This window comes from Mucilaginibacter sp. KACC 22063 (assembly GCF_028736115.1).
In the GTDB taxonomy this organism is placed as follows: Bacteria; Bacteroidota; Bacteroidia; order Sphingobacteriales; family Sphingobacteriaceae; genus Mucilaginibacter.
Genome location: NZ_CP117877.1, coordinates 4,395,440 through 4,412,828 on the forward strand (window position 1 = coordinate 4,395,440; position 17,389 = coordinate 4,412,828).

Genomic DNA, 17,389 nt, shown 5'->3' on the forward strand with positions numbered 1-17,389 from the left:
CGTATTATTTATACCTTAATAATTATTTTTTTACGATAGAACGGATACATAATAATCCAGCATAACAGTACATACATCAGTGAAAATGCAAGTGATGCATTAGGCGCAGAGAAATGCGGCTCAAATACAGTGCTGTTTATATAACTTAATAAGCCGATATGATTGCCTTTGTAAGGTATTTTAATATAGTTAATAAGCTCGCCTACAAAATCTGCAAGTATATAAGCCCCGATAGAGTTCATACCAAAAACCACAAAAGGCCATACCCATTTTTTATTACCCTGCACATCAATAAACCAGTAAGATAATGTTAACCCTAAAGTTGATATACCACCTGCATAAAGTACAAATGAGCTTGTCCAGAGTTGTTTATTGATCGGGAAAAACAAGTTCCAGATCAGGCCAAGGATAATGGCAATTACACCATAAAAAAACAACCATGATGTTTTTACGCCGCTGTCAACATCCGTCCTTTTTATCCAGCGGCCAACACTGATACCAAATAAACAGCTTCCGATGGATGGGATGACACCCAATAAGCCTTCCGGGTCCCAGGTTTTAGAATGACGCCAAAGGTGGTTGGTTCCGAAAACAAGCCTGTCTAACCATGCCCCTAAATTGGTTTCCTTTTCAAGATTAGCCGGGTGACCGTCGGGAACCGGGACAAAGGTCATGAGCAACCAGTAGCCAATTAATGCAATCGCAAATATCCAGTTACGTGTTTTCTCGGTAGTTTTAAGATATAGTATGGTACAAATAAAATATACCACTGCAATACGCTGTAATACACCAGGAATACGCAGCGTTGCAAAGCTGTGATTATAGAAAAACCCGATTGCCCAGCTGATCAGTATCAGCGTAACCATCCTGCGAAATGCATTCAGAATGATCTTTCCATGGTTACTTTCATGCTTTTTAGCCTGTAGGGCATAAACAATGGCTACGCCAACCATAAATAAAAACGACGGGAAAATAAGGTCGGTTGGTGTACAACCGTTCCAGTCGGCGTGTTCTAATGGTGCATAAGCATGCTCGTTGCCCGGGTCATTAACCAGGATCATGGCAGCTATTGTAAATCCACGAAAAAAATCAAGCGAAAGCAGGCGGGGCTTTTTAGGGGTAAGTTCTGCGGTCATTATGCGTTTAACTGGTTTTGCCTAACGGCGATATATTAATTTGTAATGTAGCTATATTGTTAAAGCTTTGCAAGCCGAATGGCTGTACTTTTCGGTTTCCAATAAAAATAATACATTACGAAAAAGCCCGGAAGGCTTACCATCCGGGCTTTGTTGATATTTTAGAATTTGTAACGTACAAATGCTTCCATTGCTTCGTACTCGGCAAGGCCAAGTTCGTCATAACGATTGGCGGTATCACGGTTACGGTCTTCGGCCCTAACCCAAAACTCGCGTGCATCATCGCCAGGGAATACCGGCCTGTCTTTTTGCGACTGGTGTTTGAAGATGGCGTTACGTTTACGGATAACTTCCTGCGGTGAAAGCGGAACGGCCATTTCAATTTCGTAAATATCAAACTCGTGCCATGCGCCACGGTATAACCACATCCAGCAATCTTTAACCCATTCTTCGGTTTTTGCAAGCCGTTGTAAAGCTTCTAACACAATGTGGAAACATACAACGTGCGTACCATGCGGATCAGCAAAATCACCGGCAACAAACACCTGGTGTGGCTTTACTTTTTGCAATAAGTCAATTGTAAGCTGAACATCCTCCTCGCCTACTGCGTTCTTTTTGGTTTTACCGGTTTCGTAAAAAGGCAAGGCCATAAAATGAATGTTCTCGTCTTTCAACCCGGCATAACGTGCACCTGCAATAGCTTCGGTTTTACGGATGAAGCCTTTCACATTCCTGATCTCCTGCGTATCGATTTGGTTAGGCTGTTTTGAAGCCAGGAAACTGCGCATGCCATCATAAATAGCTTTCAGGCTTTTACTGTCGCCACCGCGGCTATCCTCAAAATCTATGGCAAACTCCATGTAGCGCAATACATCATCGTCCCATACTGCTGTATTGCCCGAAGTTTGATAAGCTACATGCACATCATGCCCCTGATCAACAAGGCGGATAAAAGTACCACCCATTGAAATTACGTCATCGTCAGGGTGTGGCGAGAATATAATAGAACGTTTTTTAGCAGGATTCGCTCTTTCAGGGCGTTGCGAATCATCAGCGTTTGGTTTACCTCCCGGCCAGCCGGTAATGGTATGCTGTATCTGGTTAAAGATATCAATGTTAAGGTTGTAAACCGGGCCTTGCTCTGTAGCCAGTTGCGCCATACCGTTGTTGTTGTAATCATCATCGGTAAGTTTAAGCACCGGTTTTTTAAGCGTGGTAGCCAGCCAGATGATCGCCTTTTTCTTCAGCTCGTTTGTCCAGATACAATCTTTTACTAACCAAGGTGTATCAATACGGGTAAGCATAGAGGCTGCGCCTTCGTCAAGCACAAACTCTACATTTTCTGACAATTGAAGATATGTTGCCGGAACATCGCTTGAAATTTCGCCCTCTACTGCCTTTTTAATGATGGATGCCTTTTTCTGGTTCCAGGCCATCAATATAATTTCACGCGCTTTGAAAATGGTACCGATACCCATAGTTATGGCTTTGGTAGGCACGTTAGCTTTACCACCAAAATCACGGGCAGCATCGCTGCGGGTAAGGTCGTCAAGGGTAACCAGGCGGGTACCAGAGTTTGGTGCGGAACCCGGCTCGTTAAACCCGATGTGACCGGTACGGCCAATACCTAATATTTGCAGGTCCAGGCCGCCAAGTGCTTCAATTTTCTTTTCATAATCAAGGCAAAACGCAGCTACATCTTCCGCGGCTAAAGTTCCGTCTGGAATATGCACCTTACTTTTATCAATGTCGATATGATCGAACAGGTTTTCGTTCATAAAAGTAACATAGCTTTGTACGGCATCAGGCTTCATCGGATAATATTCGTCCAGGTTGAAGGTGATCACATTTTTAAAGCTAAGGCCTTCTTCTTTATGCAACCTTACCAACTCGGCATAAACGCCAATCGGGGTTACGCCGGTTGCCAAACCCAACACCGCAGGCTCATTTTTTTCCTGGCGGGATTTAATAAGATCGGCAATGCGTTTAGCCACCTGTTTTGAGGCTGTCTGCTGATCCGGATAAATGGTTACCGGCAATTTTTCGTACCGTGTTTCTTCAAGAAGATTTAAACGTGCCATATATTATTATTTTACTAAAAAGCCCCGTTACTGAACGGAGCTTAAACTTTTTTCCTGATTAAAATTTTCCATTACCAAAACCGCCGCGCCAATTAATTCGGCATCGAACCCAAGTTCTGATATTTTCAATACGACGTTGCTTACCAAACGCGGTATACAATATTTGGTCATGGCTTGCTGTATCGGCGCTTCCAGTATCTTACCAACCTTTGCACCACGCCCACTTAAAATGATACTCTGCGGGTTCATGATATGGGCCAGTATTGCCAATGCCTTACCAATTTTGTATCCGGCTTCGGCCAGCAGGTCAATGGCAAAATGATCGCCGTTGTTAGCCGCATCCATAATGGCTTCGCCAGGCAATTTTGAATTGTCTTCGGCTATGTGTTTAAGGCTGGAAATTTTACCCTCCTTTATACCTGCCATTGCTTTTTTAGCAACCGTAAGCATCGAAGCTTCAGCCTCGAGGCAACCTTGTTTTCCGCAACTGCACAAAGCACCATCTTCTGAAAGCGGGATATGGCTAAGTTCACCTGCAAAACCATCATTACCACGATATAATTTGCCGTGTACTATCATGCCCAGGCCTATACCCCAACCCAGGTTAATCACCATTGCTTCTTTTTGAGATTTGGCAGCGCCAAACCTTTGTTCAGCCAGTGCAATCAGACTCGAGTCGTTATCAATATATACAGGCAGATCAACCGCACGGCCAATATAGGTGCGCAAATCTTCGCCGCCCGAGTTAAGGTGCGTATAATTAATGCCCTGTTTGGTATTAATGAAACCCGGCATACCTATACCCACTCCGGCGATATGATCTTTAGAGATACCAGTCTCTACAATGTAATTATTTATATAGTTAATAAGCTTGCTTAGCGCCTCGTCATTATCCTGCAAGCTTAACTCAACTTCTTTAACTTTATGAACCGGTTTATTTTGTAGATCAAGCAGTGCAATGCGAAATGACAGCTGATCCATTGCAATCGCCAAAATGTAAACGGCATTAGCTTTAATGCTATACATTAATGGCCTACGCCCACCGCTCGATTGCGCATAGCCCTGCTCTGTAACCATGCCATCGGCTATCAGATCATTAATGGCCTTAGCCACCATAGGTATGCTTTTTTTAAGCTGTTCGCTTACTTCTGCACACGAAAGCTCATGATTAAAATAGAATTGCTTTAAGACACTGTCTTTCAAATCTGCTTGCTTATCTACCTTTGTCTTAAATTCCATTTTATACAAACTTACTAATTGCGTTTAATAACTAAAAAATACTTTTTAAAATATTTTAAAAAGTAATGCACACGTATAATGTATCACAAATCATAACTTTAAGCTGTATGATTCATAACATTAAAAGGTTGCATCACATTGCCGAAAAAAATGAACGGCTAATAATTGGTTTAATGTCAGGCACATCTTTAGACGGACTTGACATTGCCTTGTGTAGCTTTAAATATAGTGGTTTTAACACAAAGTTTAAACTTAAAAAATTTAAAACCTTTGTTTATACCTCTGATCTTAAAAAAGATGTGCTGGAAATCTTTGCTAAAAAACAGGTTGACCTGCAAAAACTGACTCTGTTAAATGCAAAAATTGGCGATTTACATGCGCAAATGATCCTTGAAACTTTAACCGAGTGGGAGGTTGAGCCAAAGGATGTTGACCTAATAGCCAGCCACGGGCAAACCATTTACCATGCGCCTAAAAGATTGCACGGACTGCCCGATTACCTCAATGCCACTTTACAGATAGGTGATGGCGACCATATAGCGGTTAAGACGGGAATTATTACCATCAGTGATTTCAGGCAAAAACATATTGCAGCCGGAGGCGAGGGTGCTCCGCTTGCCTTGTATGGTGATGTAATTTTAGGCAGCAAAGCCGGAGAAAATCGCTTATTGTTAAACATTGGCGGCATTGCCAATATTACTTACTTACCGGGTCAAAGGGATGAGATCTTATGCACTGACATTGGCCCAGGAAATACAATAATTGATGCCGCATGCCGCAAGTATTTTAACGTTCCGTTTGACGAGGATGCTAAAATCGCCTTTAGCGGAACCATAAACGAGCAATTGCTGAACGAATTATCAAGGCATCCTTTTTTTGAAGAACAGTCGCCGAAAACAACTGGCCCTGAACTTTTCAATTTAGACTACGTGTTAAAGGCTCAACAACTAAGCAATACAACAGACATTGCATTAAATGATCTTGTTGCAACGCTAAGCATGTTTACAGCCCGGGTTATTATCAATACAGTAAAAGATTTAAAAGTTGATGCGCTTTTTGTAAGCGGTGGCGGGGCAAGAAATCCATTTATTATTAATCAACTTAAAAGCAGTCTGCCCGGAATTACTATTAATGATACCAACGCATTAGGCATAGATCCTGACGCTAAGGAAGCGATTTTATTTGCGTTGTTAGCTAATGAAGCCGTAGCCGGCGAACCGATTAAAATAGGCAATAACCCCGCAGTTTTGATGGGGAAGTTTAGTTTTCCGGTGTAACCCCTCCTAAATCCTCACCGGTCCAATGGACTCCTTTGGAGTAGGGAGGACTTAAAAGCCCCTCTCTTTCGGAGAGGGGTTGGGGTGAGGCTTGGGTTCTCTTTTACAACTTCACAGCCGTACCGTATTTATCGCTGAACTTTTTATAAAGCATTTTATGCTTATTGTTCAGGTCTATGTTACGGCCTTTAATGTATTCGTTGGTGACATCAAGGGTAAGCATGTCCAGCGCATCGCCTGTTGAAACAAACAGATTGGCATCTTTACCTACTTCAAGCGTACCTGTAGTGTTATCGATACCTAAAATTTTGGCGTTGTTAAGCGTGATCATTGATAAAGCCTGTTCTTTGGTTAAACCGTAGCCTACAGCCTGGCCAGCCTCGAAAGGCAGGTTACGCTGGCGCCAGAAACCAATGCCTGTTAAACCATAAAGCACACCTGCATCCTGTAAAATATGCGGCAGTTTATAAGGCAGGTAAACATCGTCTTCATCCTTATCAGGCAAAGCTTGTGTTTCTTTCAAAATCACCGGAACATTATTTTGCTTTAACAGGTCTAAAACTAAGTATGATTCTTTACCACCTACAATTACTTCCTGCAAATTGAACTTTTTGGCAAATGATACGGCCTGTGCAATTTCTTTTGCGCCATCGGCATTAACAAAAAGCTTTTTAGTCCCGTTAAACAAACCAGCCATTGCTGCAAAACGCACATTGTTTACGCCGTGCTTGTTTTCGGCAGCATAAGCCTGCGCTTGTGCAAACAGGCTGTTAATAGCATCCATTTGTTTTTGCGCACGGTCGGCAGGCGACTCTTGGCTTTGGCCTGCTGCACCAAAACCACGACGGCCTCTTGGGGCACGAGCCACCGGCCATGTTAAATGGATACCGATATCTTTTTTATAGGCTGCATCTTCCCAGTTCCAGCCGTCGAGCATCATTACTGATGACTGGCCCGAAATAGTTCCGCCTTCCGGAGTTGGCTGCGCCAACAAAATACCGTTTGAACGCACGGTAGGTATCACCTTTGAATCGGTATTAAAAGCAATAAGCGAGCGCACATGCGGGTTTAAGTCGCCGGTTTCGGTATCATCTACCGTACCACGTGCGCCTTCTTCAATCTCCACCAAACCTAAAGTGGTAACAGGACAGATAAAGCCCGGATATACCTGTTTGCCTGCGGCATCAATTACAGTTGCACCAGCCATTGCAGGTGCACTGCCTTCGCCAACGGCCGTAATTTTTCCTTTATCAAAGGCGATATAACCGTTATTAATCACGCGGCCATTGCCAATGTGTATGGTAGCGCCTGTAATTACGACAGGGGCGTTTTGTGGCTTTGCAGGCGACATGGTCTCCTGTCCGAATGCGAGGACCGAACTAAGCAGCAATCCTCCAAAACCTAATAAAATCTTCTTTTTCATGATTGAACTGTGTAAGGATTACTTTTTATTTTGAGTTGACTGCTGAGTTATGCTCTGATCTTGTACCATGCCATTGTAGGCATCGGCAACTACATATGCGCCTTCTTCCACATCATCGCAAGTATATAACTGGCGGCGGCGCGGTGCACCTGTACGTTGTGTAGCAGCGCCTGCATTTTTAGTTTGCAGCATCTTCTGAATAATACGACCTTCTTCAGCAGCCATTTCTTTGCGGCGTTGCGCATCTTTATCGTAATCCCAATAAGGCACACCATCAACATAAGTTTTTTCTGCAACGGCGTATATAGAAAGCGGATCGGCAGACCATAGCACCAGGTCGGCATCCTTACCAACTTTAATACTGCCTACACGGTTATCAATATGCAGCATTTTAGCGGGGTTAAGCGTAACCAGTTTTAAAGCTTCCTCTTCGCTCATTTTACCATAGGTTACCGATTTACCAGCTTCTTGGTTAAGGCGACGTGCCATTTCAGCATCGTCAGAATTGATAGCCACATTTAAGCCCACCGACTGCATAATATTGGCGTTGTAAGGAATAGCATCCTGAACTTCCATTTTGTATGCCCACCAGTCAGAGAAAGTAGAGGCAGCTATACCACGTGCTTTCATTTTGTCGGCCACTTTATAACCTTCCAGAATGTGTGTGAAGGTATTGATCTTAAAGTTCATGGAATCGGCCACATGCATTAGCATGTTGATCTCTGATTGTACATAAGAGTGACAGGTGATGTGACGTGTATCGTCCAGAATTTCGGCTAAAGCTTCTAATTCAAGATCGCGGCGAACATTGTTGCCTTTTACAGCACGTGCGGCTTTGTATTCTTTGGCACGGGTAAAGGCATCGATATAAACCTGCTCAACCCCCATACGTGTTTGCGGAAAGCGTTGGTTAGGATTACCGAATTGCTGCGGTGAGTTACTTTGCTTTACGTTTTCGCCCAATGCAAATTTGATGAATTGTGGAGCGTTCTCATATTTCATTTGCTCTGGCGTAACGCCCCAACGGTGCTTGATAATGTATGTTTGTCCGCCGATAGGGTTTGCAGAACCATGTAAAATGTGAGAGATTGTTACCCCACCTGCCAACTGGCGGTAAAGGTTTACGTCGGTTGCATCTAAAACATCACCGATACGTACTTCTGAAGTTACTGCCTGTGTGCCCTCATTAATACCACCTGTGGCGGCAATGTGTGAGTGCTCGTCAATAATGCCCGGAGCCAGGTGCTTGCCTGTAGCATCAATAACTTTGGCGTTACCGGCAGCCAGGTTTTTACCAACTGCTTTGATCTTACCATTTTCAACCAATACGTCAGCATTTTTCAGGATCCCTTCCTTTTCGTTGGTCCAAACGGTAGCATTTTTAAATAATACGTTTTCGGCTTTAGGCACTTCGGTATAGCCAAAAGCAGCAAAAGGATAAACCACTGCTCCTACCGGGCCTGTTGCTGGTTGGCGTGGCTGCCCCTGTCCGTTACGCGCGAAACCGCCACCGTTACCTGCAGGTGCAGGACCTGTATAAGCAGCCGTCCATTTAAATACAGAACCATCTGGCGCAGTACCTGTGCCGCTTAATGTAACAGGCGACATGGAAGATATGTAACCGCTTAAGCGGATAACACCAGCAGGCTGCTGACGAGAGTTGAAATAGATATTTACCAGGTCGCCGGTGCGGGTAATGGTACCATTGATACGTGTGCTGTCTGTAGCAGAATTGCCGATAGCAACATTGTATGTACCAGGTGTACCGCTGATAGCCAAGCTGCCGTTTGAAATAATATCGCTGTTGAAGCTATAAGTACCACGCAGGTCGGCAACGTCCATCTTATTGGCAACATAGGGGCGGCCTTCTACCCAGCTTTCGTAAATGATGTTGTCTGCTTTGAAAAGATTATCAGACGTGATGATAAAGTTTGCCAGCTTGCCTTTGGTAAGTGTACCTACCTTATCAGCAACACCTAATAATTCGGCAGGAGTTTGGGTTAAGGCAGTAAGCGCCTGCTTTTCTGTTAAGCCATTAGTAATTGCGGTACGCAGGTTTGTCCAGAAATCGCGGCTGTTAGTTAAGCCGTATGAAGTAATGGCAAACTTCACCCCTGCTTTTTCCAAAGCGGCCGGGTTTGTCGGCGCAAGCTCCCAGTCTTTCAACTGTTCATAGCTAACATTACGCGCTTCAATGGGATCTTCTACATCATAAGCGGCAGGAAATGTAAGCGGAATGATAAAGCTGCTACCGGTTGCTTTAATAGCTGTAATATTTTGATATTCTTTACCATCAGATTTGATGATGTATTGCTTACCAAATTCTTTCGCAATCCTGTCGGCGCGTAAAACACTTTGCATATCGCTTACCTCAAAAATCTGCGGCAATGCCTGTGTGCGGTTAAATTCATTTAAAGAGATGTTGTATTCCTCTTTTTGATTTTTGTACCAGGCAGCGTCAAGATAAGTCTGACGGATCAATGCGATAGTCCCCATTAAAGATGATGGGTAGTTGGTAGCAGCAGTACCTTTGCTGAAAGAGTAGTTAGCCGCCGCCTGATCATTGATCATGACCAGGTTATCACGCTCATCACCTAATGACACCACGGCAGAAGTGCCACGGGCAATACCATCCCTCACTAATGATTGTACCGCCGTAAAGCCATTACGCTTGTAATCTTCGGCAGCGGTAGCATTAACATGGAAAATAGTTTTAGCTGTTACATCCGGACGAATGGCTTCGTTCCAACCGAAAGCACCCGGTTTGGTTGACACCGGTACAGATACACGAGCACCACCAAAGCTGAATGCAGCAGTCTGGCGCGGAGCCTCGGGCATACCATAGGTTGTAAATGCATCAATAAGTCCCGGATAAATGTATTTGCCTTTAAGGTCAACTGTAACGTAGCCTTTGGGCACGGCTACTCCCTGGCCTACCGCTTCAATAGTGCGGTCTTTAACCAGCAGGGTAGCATTGGTTAAAGTTTGCTCAGGGCTTACAACAATTGTTGCATTGGTAAAAGCGTATTGCCCCGGCCTTACATCCCACGCGCCATTAACAGGATAAGTTTCCTGTGCACGCGTAATCTGTACGACCAATAAGGCAAAACAAAAAAGTAAAAGTTTTTTCATCCTGCGTTTAATTAAGTTTAAATCGTTCTAATTTATTTAACATTTAGCTTAAAATTTCATAATCAGTACTTCATCATACATTTGTTACATCGTTTTATTTAATCCGGCCGAAAACCGATATACTTGTAAATCATAAAACACATACAAATGAACGCATATAGCATTTTCAGATACCTGCACTCGGGTTTACGTTTCGTTGTCATCATACTATTGGTATTAGCCATTGTACAGGCTTTTGCAGGCTGGCTGGGCAATAAGCAATACGGCGAGGGTAACCGCAAGCTTAACCTGTTTGCCATGATCTCGGCACACACGCAACTGTTAATAGGTATTGTGCTTTATTTCATCAGCCCGCTGGTACAGTTTGGTGCAAACACCATGAAAGATGCTACCACCCGCTACTGGACGGTTGAGCACCTTACCATGATGATCTTTGCTATCGTTTTAATTACGGTGGGCCATGCACGTGCTAAAAGAGCAACCACTCCTGTCTTAAAACACAGGGCTATTGCTATTTTTTATACGCTGGCAGTTATTGTGGTATTAGTGGCCATTGCACAAAGCCACCGCCCAATGTTGGGCATTACGCACTAAAGCAGCCTATAGCAACGAAATTATTTTGCATTTATTTTCATAAAGTATTTGCTTATTCAAATAACTTTTTAATATTTGCTAACCAACATGATCAATATCAGCTTCATATCTAAAAATTGGTGGCAAGGTAGTAATACCAATGCCGGAAGCGACTATTGATTGGACTTTACTAAACAATTGTAAACCTCATACAGACCCGGCAACAACCTTTGCCGGGTTTTTTATTTTAAGATTATCTGATAACAACACAAAAATGAAAAAGCACACCATCCGAACGACCTTTAAAAAGCTACTGGCTGATACTACCACGCCCGTGAGCATCTTTTTAAGATTGCGCGATGTTTTCCCAAATTCGCTGCTGCTCGAAAGCTCAGACTACCATAGCCGCGAAAACAGCATGAGCTATGTTTGCTGCGAACCCATAGCCGGGCTAACCCTCACCAACGGCGAACTGAAAAAGTTTTATCCTGACGGTACGCAACAAAATGCTGCTGCCGGAGAGTTTGAACTGGTGAACGAAATTGATGGCTTTTTAGCTGATTTTGAGGTTGACCAGGTTCCATTAAAAATTATATCAAATGGCTTGTTCGGCTACTTTACCCATGAAGCGGTTGAACACTACGAAACTATAAAACTTAAGAAGGTTGAAAACGATTTGCGCCGCATACCTGAAATGCAGTACCACATTTACAGGTACATCATTGCGATAGATCATTTTAAAAATGAACTGTATATCTTCCAAAACCTGCCCGAAGGTACAGACCCTAATGGCGGACTGGAAAAGATCGAATACCTGATCAAGAACAAGAATTTCCCAGAGTATCACTTCCAGACTAAAGAGGCAGAGCAATCAAACCTGACAGACGAGGGTTTTATGCAACTGGTTGAAAAAGTAAAGCAGCATATTTTCCGTGGCGATGTATTTCAGATCGTTCCATCTCGTGCGTTTTCACGTGAGTTTTTAGGCGACGAGTTTAACGTTTACCGCGCCTTGCGCTCTGTAAACCCATCGCCTTACCTATTTTATTTTGATTATGGCAACTTCCGCATCTTTGGTTCATCGCCAGAGGCACAGATCACCATCAAAAACCGCGTTGCCAGCATCTATCCTATTGCAGGCACATTTAAGCGTACCGGTGATGATGAAAAAGATGCAGCCATTGCCCGTGAACTGGAAAACGACCCCAAAGAATCAGCAGAGCACGTAATGCTGGTCGACCTTGCCCGTAACGACCTGAGCCGCCATTGCCAGAACGTTGCTGTGAAGGCATTTAAAGAAGTACAGTATTATTCGCATGTGATTCACCTGGTATCGCACGTAAGCGGCAAACTGCGTGAAGGCGTATCCTCATTTAAAATTGTAGCCGATACTTTCCCCGCAGGTACTTTAAGCGGTGCGCCAAAATACCGCGCTATGGAAATTATTGATGAGAATGAAAACATCAAGCGCAGCTTTTACAGCGGCGCTATCGGCTACCTTGGTTTTAACGGCGACTTTAACCATGCTATCATGATCCGTTCCTTCCTCAGCAAAAACAATGTTTTGCATTACCAGGCGGGTGCAGGTATTGTGGCCGACTCTATTGCACAGAACGAGCTAAATGAGGTAAATAACAAGATCGGCGCCTTGCGCAGAGCGGTAGAACTGGCCGAAGAACTGTAAGCCGAATATTAAAAAACTATTAAAATTTCAATCTCGTAAAATTAAACCCCGCATATAACGTCTAAAAGTTATATGCACAGCAATATAAAGTATGAAAATACTGATCATAGATAACTACGATTCTTTCACCTACAACCTGGTGCATTTGGTTAATGAGCTTGGCCTGGAATGTGAGGTATGGAGAAACGATCAGTTTAAGTTAGAGGATGTAGCACAATTCGATAAGATCATCCTTTCTCCCGGTCCGGGCATCCCTTCAGAATCAGGCTTATTGCTTGATGTGATCAAAAAATATGCTCCTGAAAAAAGCATATTAGGTGTGTGCCTTGGGCAGCAGGCCATTGCCGAAGCTTTTGGCGGCAGCCTGCATAACCTTAGCCGCCCTATGCATGGCATAGCTACACCAGTAAAAGTGACCGATGCTGAGGAACGCCTTTTCAATGATTTACCCGAACAAATTAATGTTGGACGCTACCATTCTTGGGTGGTTAATCCGCAAGACTTACCGGAAGATCTGGTAGTTACGGCAATTGACGAGAACGATCAATCGATAATGGCATTACGCCATAAATCATATGATGTGCGCGGTGTGCAGTTTCACCCCGAATCTGTATTAACAGAATACGGCAAGGAAATGCTTAAAAACTGGCTTACATCTTAAAGGAACATAAATTAAATAGCAGGGATACCCCTTAAATACTCTTATTTTTTATGACGATACTTGATAAAATTGTGGAACATAAAGCAACCGAGGTTGCTGCAGCAAAAGCGCTTAAAACGGTAGCCCAACTGGAGCAGTCGGAGTTTTTTAACCGCAATACTTATTCACTTAAACAATTTTTGCTTGATCCTGCCCGTACCGGCATTATTGCTGAGTTTAAGCGTAAGTCGCCATCAAAAGGAATAATAAACGACCGGTCGTCTGTGGAGGACGTAACAACAGGTTATAACACGGCGGGCGCTTCGGCACTGTCTGTTTTAACCGACCGCGGCTTTTTTATGGGCGCCGATGATGACCTGATTAAAGCACGCCGTGTAAATGATATCCCGGTTCTGAGAAAAGAATTTATCATTGACGAATACCAGATCATCGAAGCCAAAGCAATTGGTGCAGATGTGATCCTTTTAATTGCTGCAATTTTAACACCTGCACAGATTAAGCAATTTGCAGCGTTAGCCAAAAGTTTAAACCTAAGCGTATTGCTTGAAGTACATAACCTGGATGAGCTTCGCCCTAACCTGGATGCCAATGTTGATGCGATAGGCATTAACAACCGCAACTTGGCCGATTTCAGCGTCTCTGTGGAGACATCTTTCACGTTAGGTGAATATATCCCTGACGAGATCGTAAAAGTGTCTGAAAGCGCGATAAGCAATACCCAGGTGATTAAACAATTAAAGGAAGCCGGGTTTAGAGGCTTTTTAATTGGCGAAAACTTCATGAAACACGAAAACCCCGGCTTATCAATGGCAGAATTTGTAAAGGGACTTTGATAGTTCAGAGGCGTGAGGTCAGATGTGAGAGACGGGAAGTAAGAGACAAGAGGCGAGAAACAAGAGATAAGACAAAACTTTGTCATTGCGATCCGCCTTTTGGCGGAGAAGCGATCCCCGACTGTTTATTCGAAAATCTATTAGTGATTGTTTCTTGTCTCTCGCTTCTTGTCTCTTTTTAGACATCTGCCAATTTGCCTGTTTGCTAACTTGGCATTTCAATTGTACATTAGTAATTAATGAGAAAAAAGTTTTACGATACTGCTGTGAAGCAGGAGAAAGCTGTTCTGGTAGGTGTAATTACACCGAATGAAACTGAAGAACAGGAAAAAGAATATTTAGAGGAATTACAGTTTCTGGTAGAGACTGCCGGGGGAGCTACGGTTAAGTGGTTCACCCAAAAAATGCAAAGGCCAGACCGCGCTACTTTTGTAGGTACAGGTAAGCTGGAAGAAATAAAAGAGTATGTTGTTGCTGAAGAAATTGATATAGTGGTTTTCGATGATGAGTTATCGCCATCACAATTACGTAATATCGAGAATGAATTAGGTGTTAAGATCCTCGACCGCAGCAACCTGATCCTGGATATATTTGCCGGAAGGGCGCAAACCGCACAGGCAAAGACGCAGGTTGAGCTTGCACAGTTGCAATACCTGCTACCACGATTAACCCGCTTATGGACCCACTTAGAGCGCCAGAAAGGTGGTATCGGTATGCGTGGACCAGGTGAGTCGCAGATTGAGACTGACCGTCGTTTGATTTTAAACAAGATCTCATTGTTAAAAGAGCGGCTTAAAAGCATCGACCGCCAAAACGAGACACAGCGCAAAAACCGCCATCAACTGATACGTGTGGCATTGGTGGGATATACCAACGTTGGTAAATCTACCATCATGAACATGATCTCCAAATCAGAAGTATTTGCGGAGAACAAGTTGTTTGCTACGCTGGACACTACTGTACGTAAGGTAGTGATTGAAAACCTGCCTTTCCTGCTTTCTGATACGGTAGGATTTATCCGCAAGTTACCTCACCACCTGGTAGAGTGCTTTAAGTCGACATTAGACGAGGTGCGCGAAGCTGATATTTTAATTCATGTTGTGGACGTTTCGCACCCTAACTTCGAAGACCAGATAAATACCGTTAACGAAACGCTGAAAGATCTGGGAGCCATAGATAAGGAGATCATTACTGTGTTCAACAAAATTGATGCTTATCAGCCCGTGCAAACACACCCCGATGATCCGGCTCACCAATTAACGCTTGAAGATTTCAAACACAGCTGGATGGCACACCATAACAGCCCTGCCATATTTATCTCCGCTTTGAAGAAAGAGAATGTAGATGAGTTCAGGAAGTTATTGTATGACCATGTGCTGGCATTGCACACCGCAAGGTATCCTTACGATCATTTGTTGTACTAAATATTTAAAAGCGGTTTAAAGCCGCTTTTTTTGTTGATAGCACTGCCCGTCATGCCGAACTTGTTTCGGCATCTCACATGCAGGGTATATTGGATGAGATTGAAAATCTTTTTGGGGATTGCTTCTCCGTCTACCGACGGATCGCAATGACTACACTATAAAACGATGTGTTTTAACAACTGTCACGCTGAGCTTCGTCGAAGTGCGGCATTTGCTGATGAGATGCCGAAACAAGTTCGGCATGACTGCAAAATATAAGATGATTTATACCACCCTTACTACCGTTTGCCCAAAACGAAGTGTGTTTACATCAAACCCTAAGCCTTCAAATACTTCCTCATTGATATCAATTACCACGCCGCGCTCGTTTTGCTGCTTACCGCTAAATTCAATCTCGACACCAATATCAGAAAATGCCGAACGGATAAAATCTCTTAACGTTTCAGGTTCATCGTCATCTTCCATAGTAACTGGCTGCTCTAAATCGGTAACGGCAACAAATGGTTGCTTACCCGCGGCTACCATTTCTATGGCTTTATAGATATCTTCAGTTTGCATGGATTAAAGGTCTGCTCCTTCTAAAAAGTCTTCCAGTTCTGCATACCATTCGGCGCCATACTTGCGGATCAATGGTTCCTTCAAAAACTGGTGTACTTTTACTTTAAGCTCATCTCCAAATGAACAGGCCGGGCTGCAAATATTCCACCTGTCATAATGAAGCACATCAAACTCCGGGTATGCTGTTATACGGATAGGATATAAATGACATGAGATCGGTTTCTTCCAGTCGACAACACCTAATTCATAGGCTTTTTCAATAGCACATTTGGTGATGCCGTTTTCCCAGGTTACGTAAGCACACTCTTTATTGGTATCTACACAAGGGGTGGTGTAATCTCCTTCAAAGTCGGTTACATGGGTACCTTGCTCTTCCACTGCTTTTATGCCTTTAGCTGTCATAAAAGGCTTTACTTTAGGATAAATATCCCTGAGTATCCCCAGCTCATCATGATTAAGCGGTGCGCCGGAATCACCTTCAACGCAGCAAGCTCCTTTGCAACGGTTCAGGTTACACACAAAATTCTCTTTCACTACATCCTCGTGCAGCAAAGTACTTCCAACCTCTATCATTTTATTTTGTCTGTGCGGTCATCGGGAACTTCAAATTTTTAGCATTGGTAAGTTCCATTGTTAAACTGCCGACAACAACTTCCACATGAGCCCTAACAGGTATGCGGTTTTTGTCATCGGTGATCCAAAGATACAATTTACTGTTCTTTCTGAATATGCGGCCCGGGATAATGGTAGGATTAAATTTCAGGCAATTAAACTTCCCAAGCGGGCAGCTTACCTTTTCTTTGCCTATGTAAGTAATGCTAAGCGTTTGGGTGCCGTCATCCAAAAAATACTGCATATCAAACGTATCGCCAACCTTTAGTTTCGATACATCAAGGTTACGTGCAAAATAATACGCAGACGGGAAATCAAACACTTTTCCTTTCAACGGGAAGGAACCTTTGTTAGCCGTTATCTTATCTGCCTCCCTGTTAAAAACAACCTTATCCGTGTGGTGCCAGCTACCTTCATGCCGATTTTCGGTATATAAATAGGGCAACAAAGTGCTTTTGTCAATATAAGTTTCGTACCGGTTCCGCACCTTATAAAACACATCGAAAGTGCCGGCAGTACTGCCATCAGCAATAATATGATAAGCCGGGCGGCCATCAAACTTCACCTCACTGTCTTCAACCCTTAAATGCGCTTCTGCTGCGGTAAATAAGCCGTACTTAAGGCGATAATTCAGTTCTTCACCAGATTTAAATACAGTATCTTCAACTTTGTCTGGTAATGGCAGTTGTTGCTTAAAAGCATATAATCCAACGGCTACCAATACGCTAAAAATTATCAGGGTTCTTCTCATTAAAA

The 17,389-nt window shown here is 43.4% G+C and carries 14 protein-coding genes; 6 read left to right on the plus strand and 8 right to left on the minus strand.

Annotated features, from left to right (window positions below):
• Window positions 1–8 precede the first annotated feature (8 nt).
• The 3 genes from PQ461_RS19235 to PQ461_RS19245 all read right to left on the minus strand — a co-directional run bounded on the left by PQ461_RS19235 (window position 9) and on the right by PQ461_RS19245 (window position 4,456).
• A complete protein-coding gene (locus PQ461_RS19235) occupies window positions 9–1,136 on the minus strand; it encodes an acyltransferase family protein (protein WP_274207180.1) in 1,128 nt (375 codons plus the stop codon).
• 161 nt (window positions 1,137–1,297) lie between these two features.
• Window positions 1,298–3,217: a glucosamine-6-phosphate deaminase gene (gene nagB / locus PQ461_RS19240; RefSeq protein ID WP_274207181.1), complete on the minus strand. Its 1,920-nt coding sequence runs from the start codon at window positions 3,215–3,217 to the stop codon at window positions 1,298–1,300.
• 27 nt (window positions 3,218–3,244) lie between these two features.
• Window positions 3,245–4,456, minus strand: coding sequence for an ROK family protein (locus tag PQ461_RS19245; protein ID WP_274207182.1), 1,212 nt, complete (start codon window positions 4,454–4,456; stop codon window positions 3,245–3,247).
• Between the two features lie 107 nt (window positions 4,457–4,563).
• Between PQ461_RS19245 and PQ461_RS19250 the strand changes: the two genes are divergently transcribed.
• Window positions 4,564–5,733 carry an anhydro-N-acetylmuramic acid kinase gene (locus PQ461_RS19250; protein ID WP_274207183.1) on the plus strand — a complete coding sequence of 390 codons (1,170 nt, stop codon included), beginning with the start codon at window positions 4,564–4,566 and terminating at the stop codon, window positions 5,731–5,733.
• 103 nt (window positions 5,734–5,836) lie between these two features.
• On the opposite strand, the gene PQ461_RS19255 is transcribed toward PQ461_RS19250, so the two are convergent.
• Window positions 5,837–7,156 (minus strand): amidohydrolase family protein, encoded by a 1,320-nt coding sequence (locus PQ461_RS19255; RefSeq protein WP_274207184.1) that lies wholly within the window; start codon window positions 7,154–7,156, stop codon window positions 5,837–5,839.
• Window positions 7,157–7,174: 18 nt separating this feature from the next.
• Window positions 7,175–10,288: an amidohydrolase family protein gene (locus PQ461_RS19260; RefSeq protein WP_274207185.1), complete on the minus strand. Its 3,114-nt coding sequence runs from the start codon at window positions 10,286–10,288 to the stop codon at window positions 7,175–7,177.
• A 147-nt stretch (window positions 10,289–10,435) separates the two neighbouring features.
• Here PQ461_RS19260 and PQ461_RS19265 point away from each other — a divergent pair, with 147 nt between their 5' ends.
• The 5 genes from PQ461_RS19265 to hflX all read left to right on the plus strand — a co-directional run bounded on the left by PQ461_RS19265 (window position 10,436) and on the right by hflX (window position 15,463).
• Window positions 10,436–10,882: a cytochrome B gene (locus PQ461_RS19265; protein WP_274207186.1), complete on the plus strand. Its 447-nt coding sequence runs from the start codon at window positions 10,436–10,438 to the stop codon at window positions 10,880–10,882.
• Window positions 10,883–11,135: 253 nt separating this feature from the next.
• Window positions 11,136–12,545 (plus strand): anthranilate synthase component I family protein, encoded by a 1,410-nt coding sequence (locus PQ461_RS19270; protein ID WP_274207187.1) that lies wholly within the window; start codon window positions 11,136–11,138, stop codon window positions 12,543–12,545.
• A gap of 91 nt (window positions 12,546–12,636) precedes the next feature.
• Window positions 12,637–13,206 carry an anthranilate synthase component II gene (locus PQ461_RS19275; RefSeq protein ID WP_274207188.1) on the plus strand — a complete coding sequence of 190 codons (570 nt, stop codon included), beginning with the start codon at window positions 12,637–12,639 and terminating at the stop codon, window positions 13,204–13,206.
• Window positions 13,207–13,256: 50 nt separating this feature from the next.
• On the plus strand, window positions 13,257–14,039 hold the full coding sequence (gene trpC / locus PQ461_RS19280) for an indole-3-glycerol phosphate synthase TrpC (RefSeq protein WP_274207189.1): 783 nt from the start codon (window positions 13,257–13,259) through the stop codon (window positions 14,037–14,039).
• 239 nt (window positions 14,040–14,278) lie between these two features.
• On the plus strand, window positions 14,279–15,463 hold the full coding sequence (gene hflX / locus PQ461_RS19285; protein ID WP_274207190.1) for a GTPase HflX: 1,185 nt from the start codon (window positions 14,279–14,281) through the stop codon (window positions 15,461–15,463).
• Window positions 15,464–15,727: 264 nt separating this feature from the next.
• Here the strand turns inward: hflX and PQ461_RS19290 are convergent, their stop codons facing one another.
• From PQ461_RS19290 to PQ461_RS19300, 3 genes are read right to left on the minus strand one after another with little or no spacing between them, the layout of a single operon-like run.
• Window positions 15,728–16,021 carry a hypothetical protein gene (locus PQ461_RS19290; protein WP_274207191.1) on the minus strand — a complete coding sequence of 98 codons (294 nt, stop codon included), beginning with the start codon at window positions 16,019–16,021 and terminating at the stop codon, window positions 15,728–15,730.
• 3 nt (window positions 16,022–16,024) lie between these two features.
• The gene (locus PQ461_RS19295) at window positions 16,025–16,594 is read right to left on the minus strand and encodes a DUF3109 family protein (RefSeq protein WP_274207192.1); all 570 of its coding nucleotides are present in this window, start codon (window positions 16,592–16,594) and stop codon (window positions 16,025–16,027) included.
• 1 nt (window position 16,595) lies between these two features.
• Entirely contained in the window at window positions 16,596–17,384 is a 789-nt protein-coding gene (locus PQ461_RS19300) for a DUF3108 domain-containing protein (protein ID WP_274207193.1), read from the minus strand.
• Window positions 17,385–17,389 lie beyond the last annotated feature (5 nt).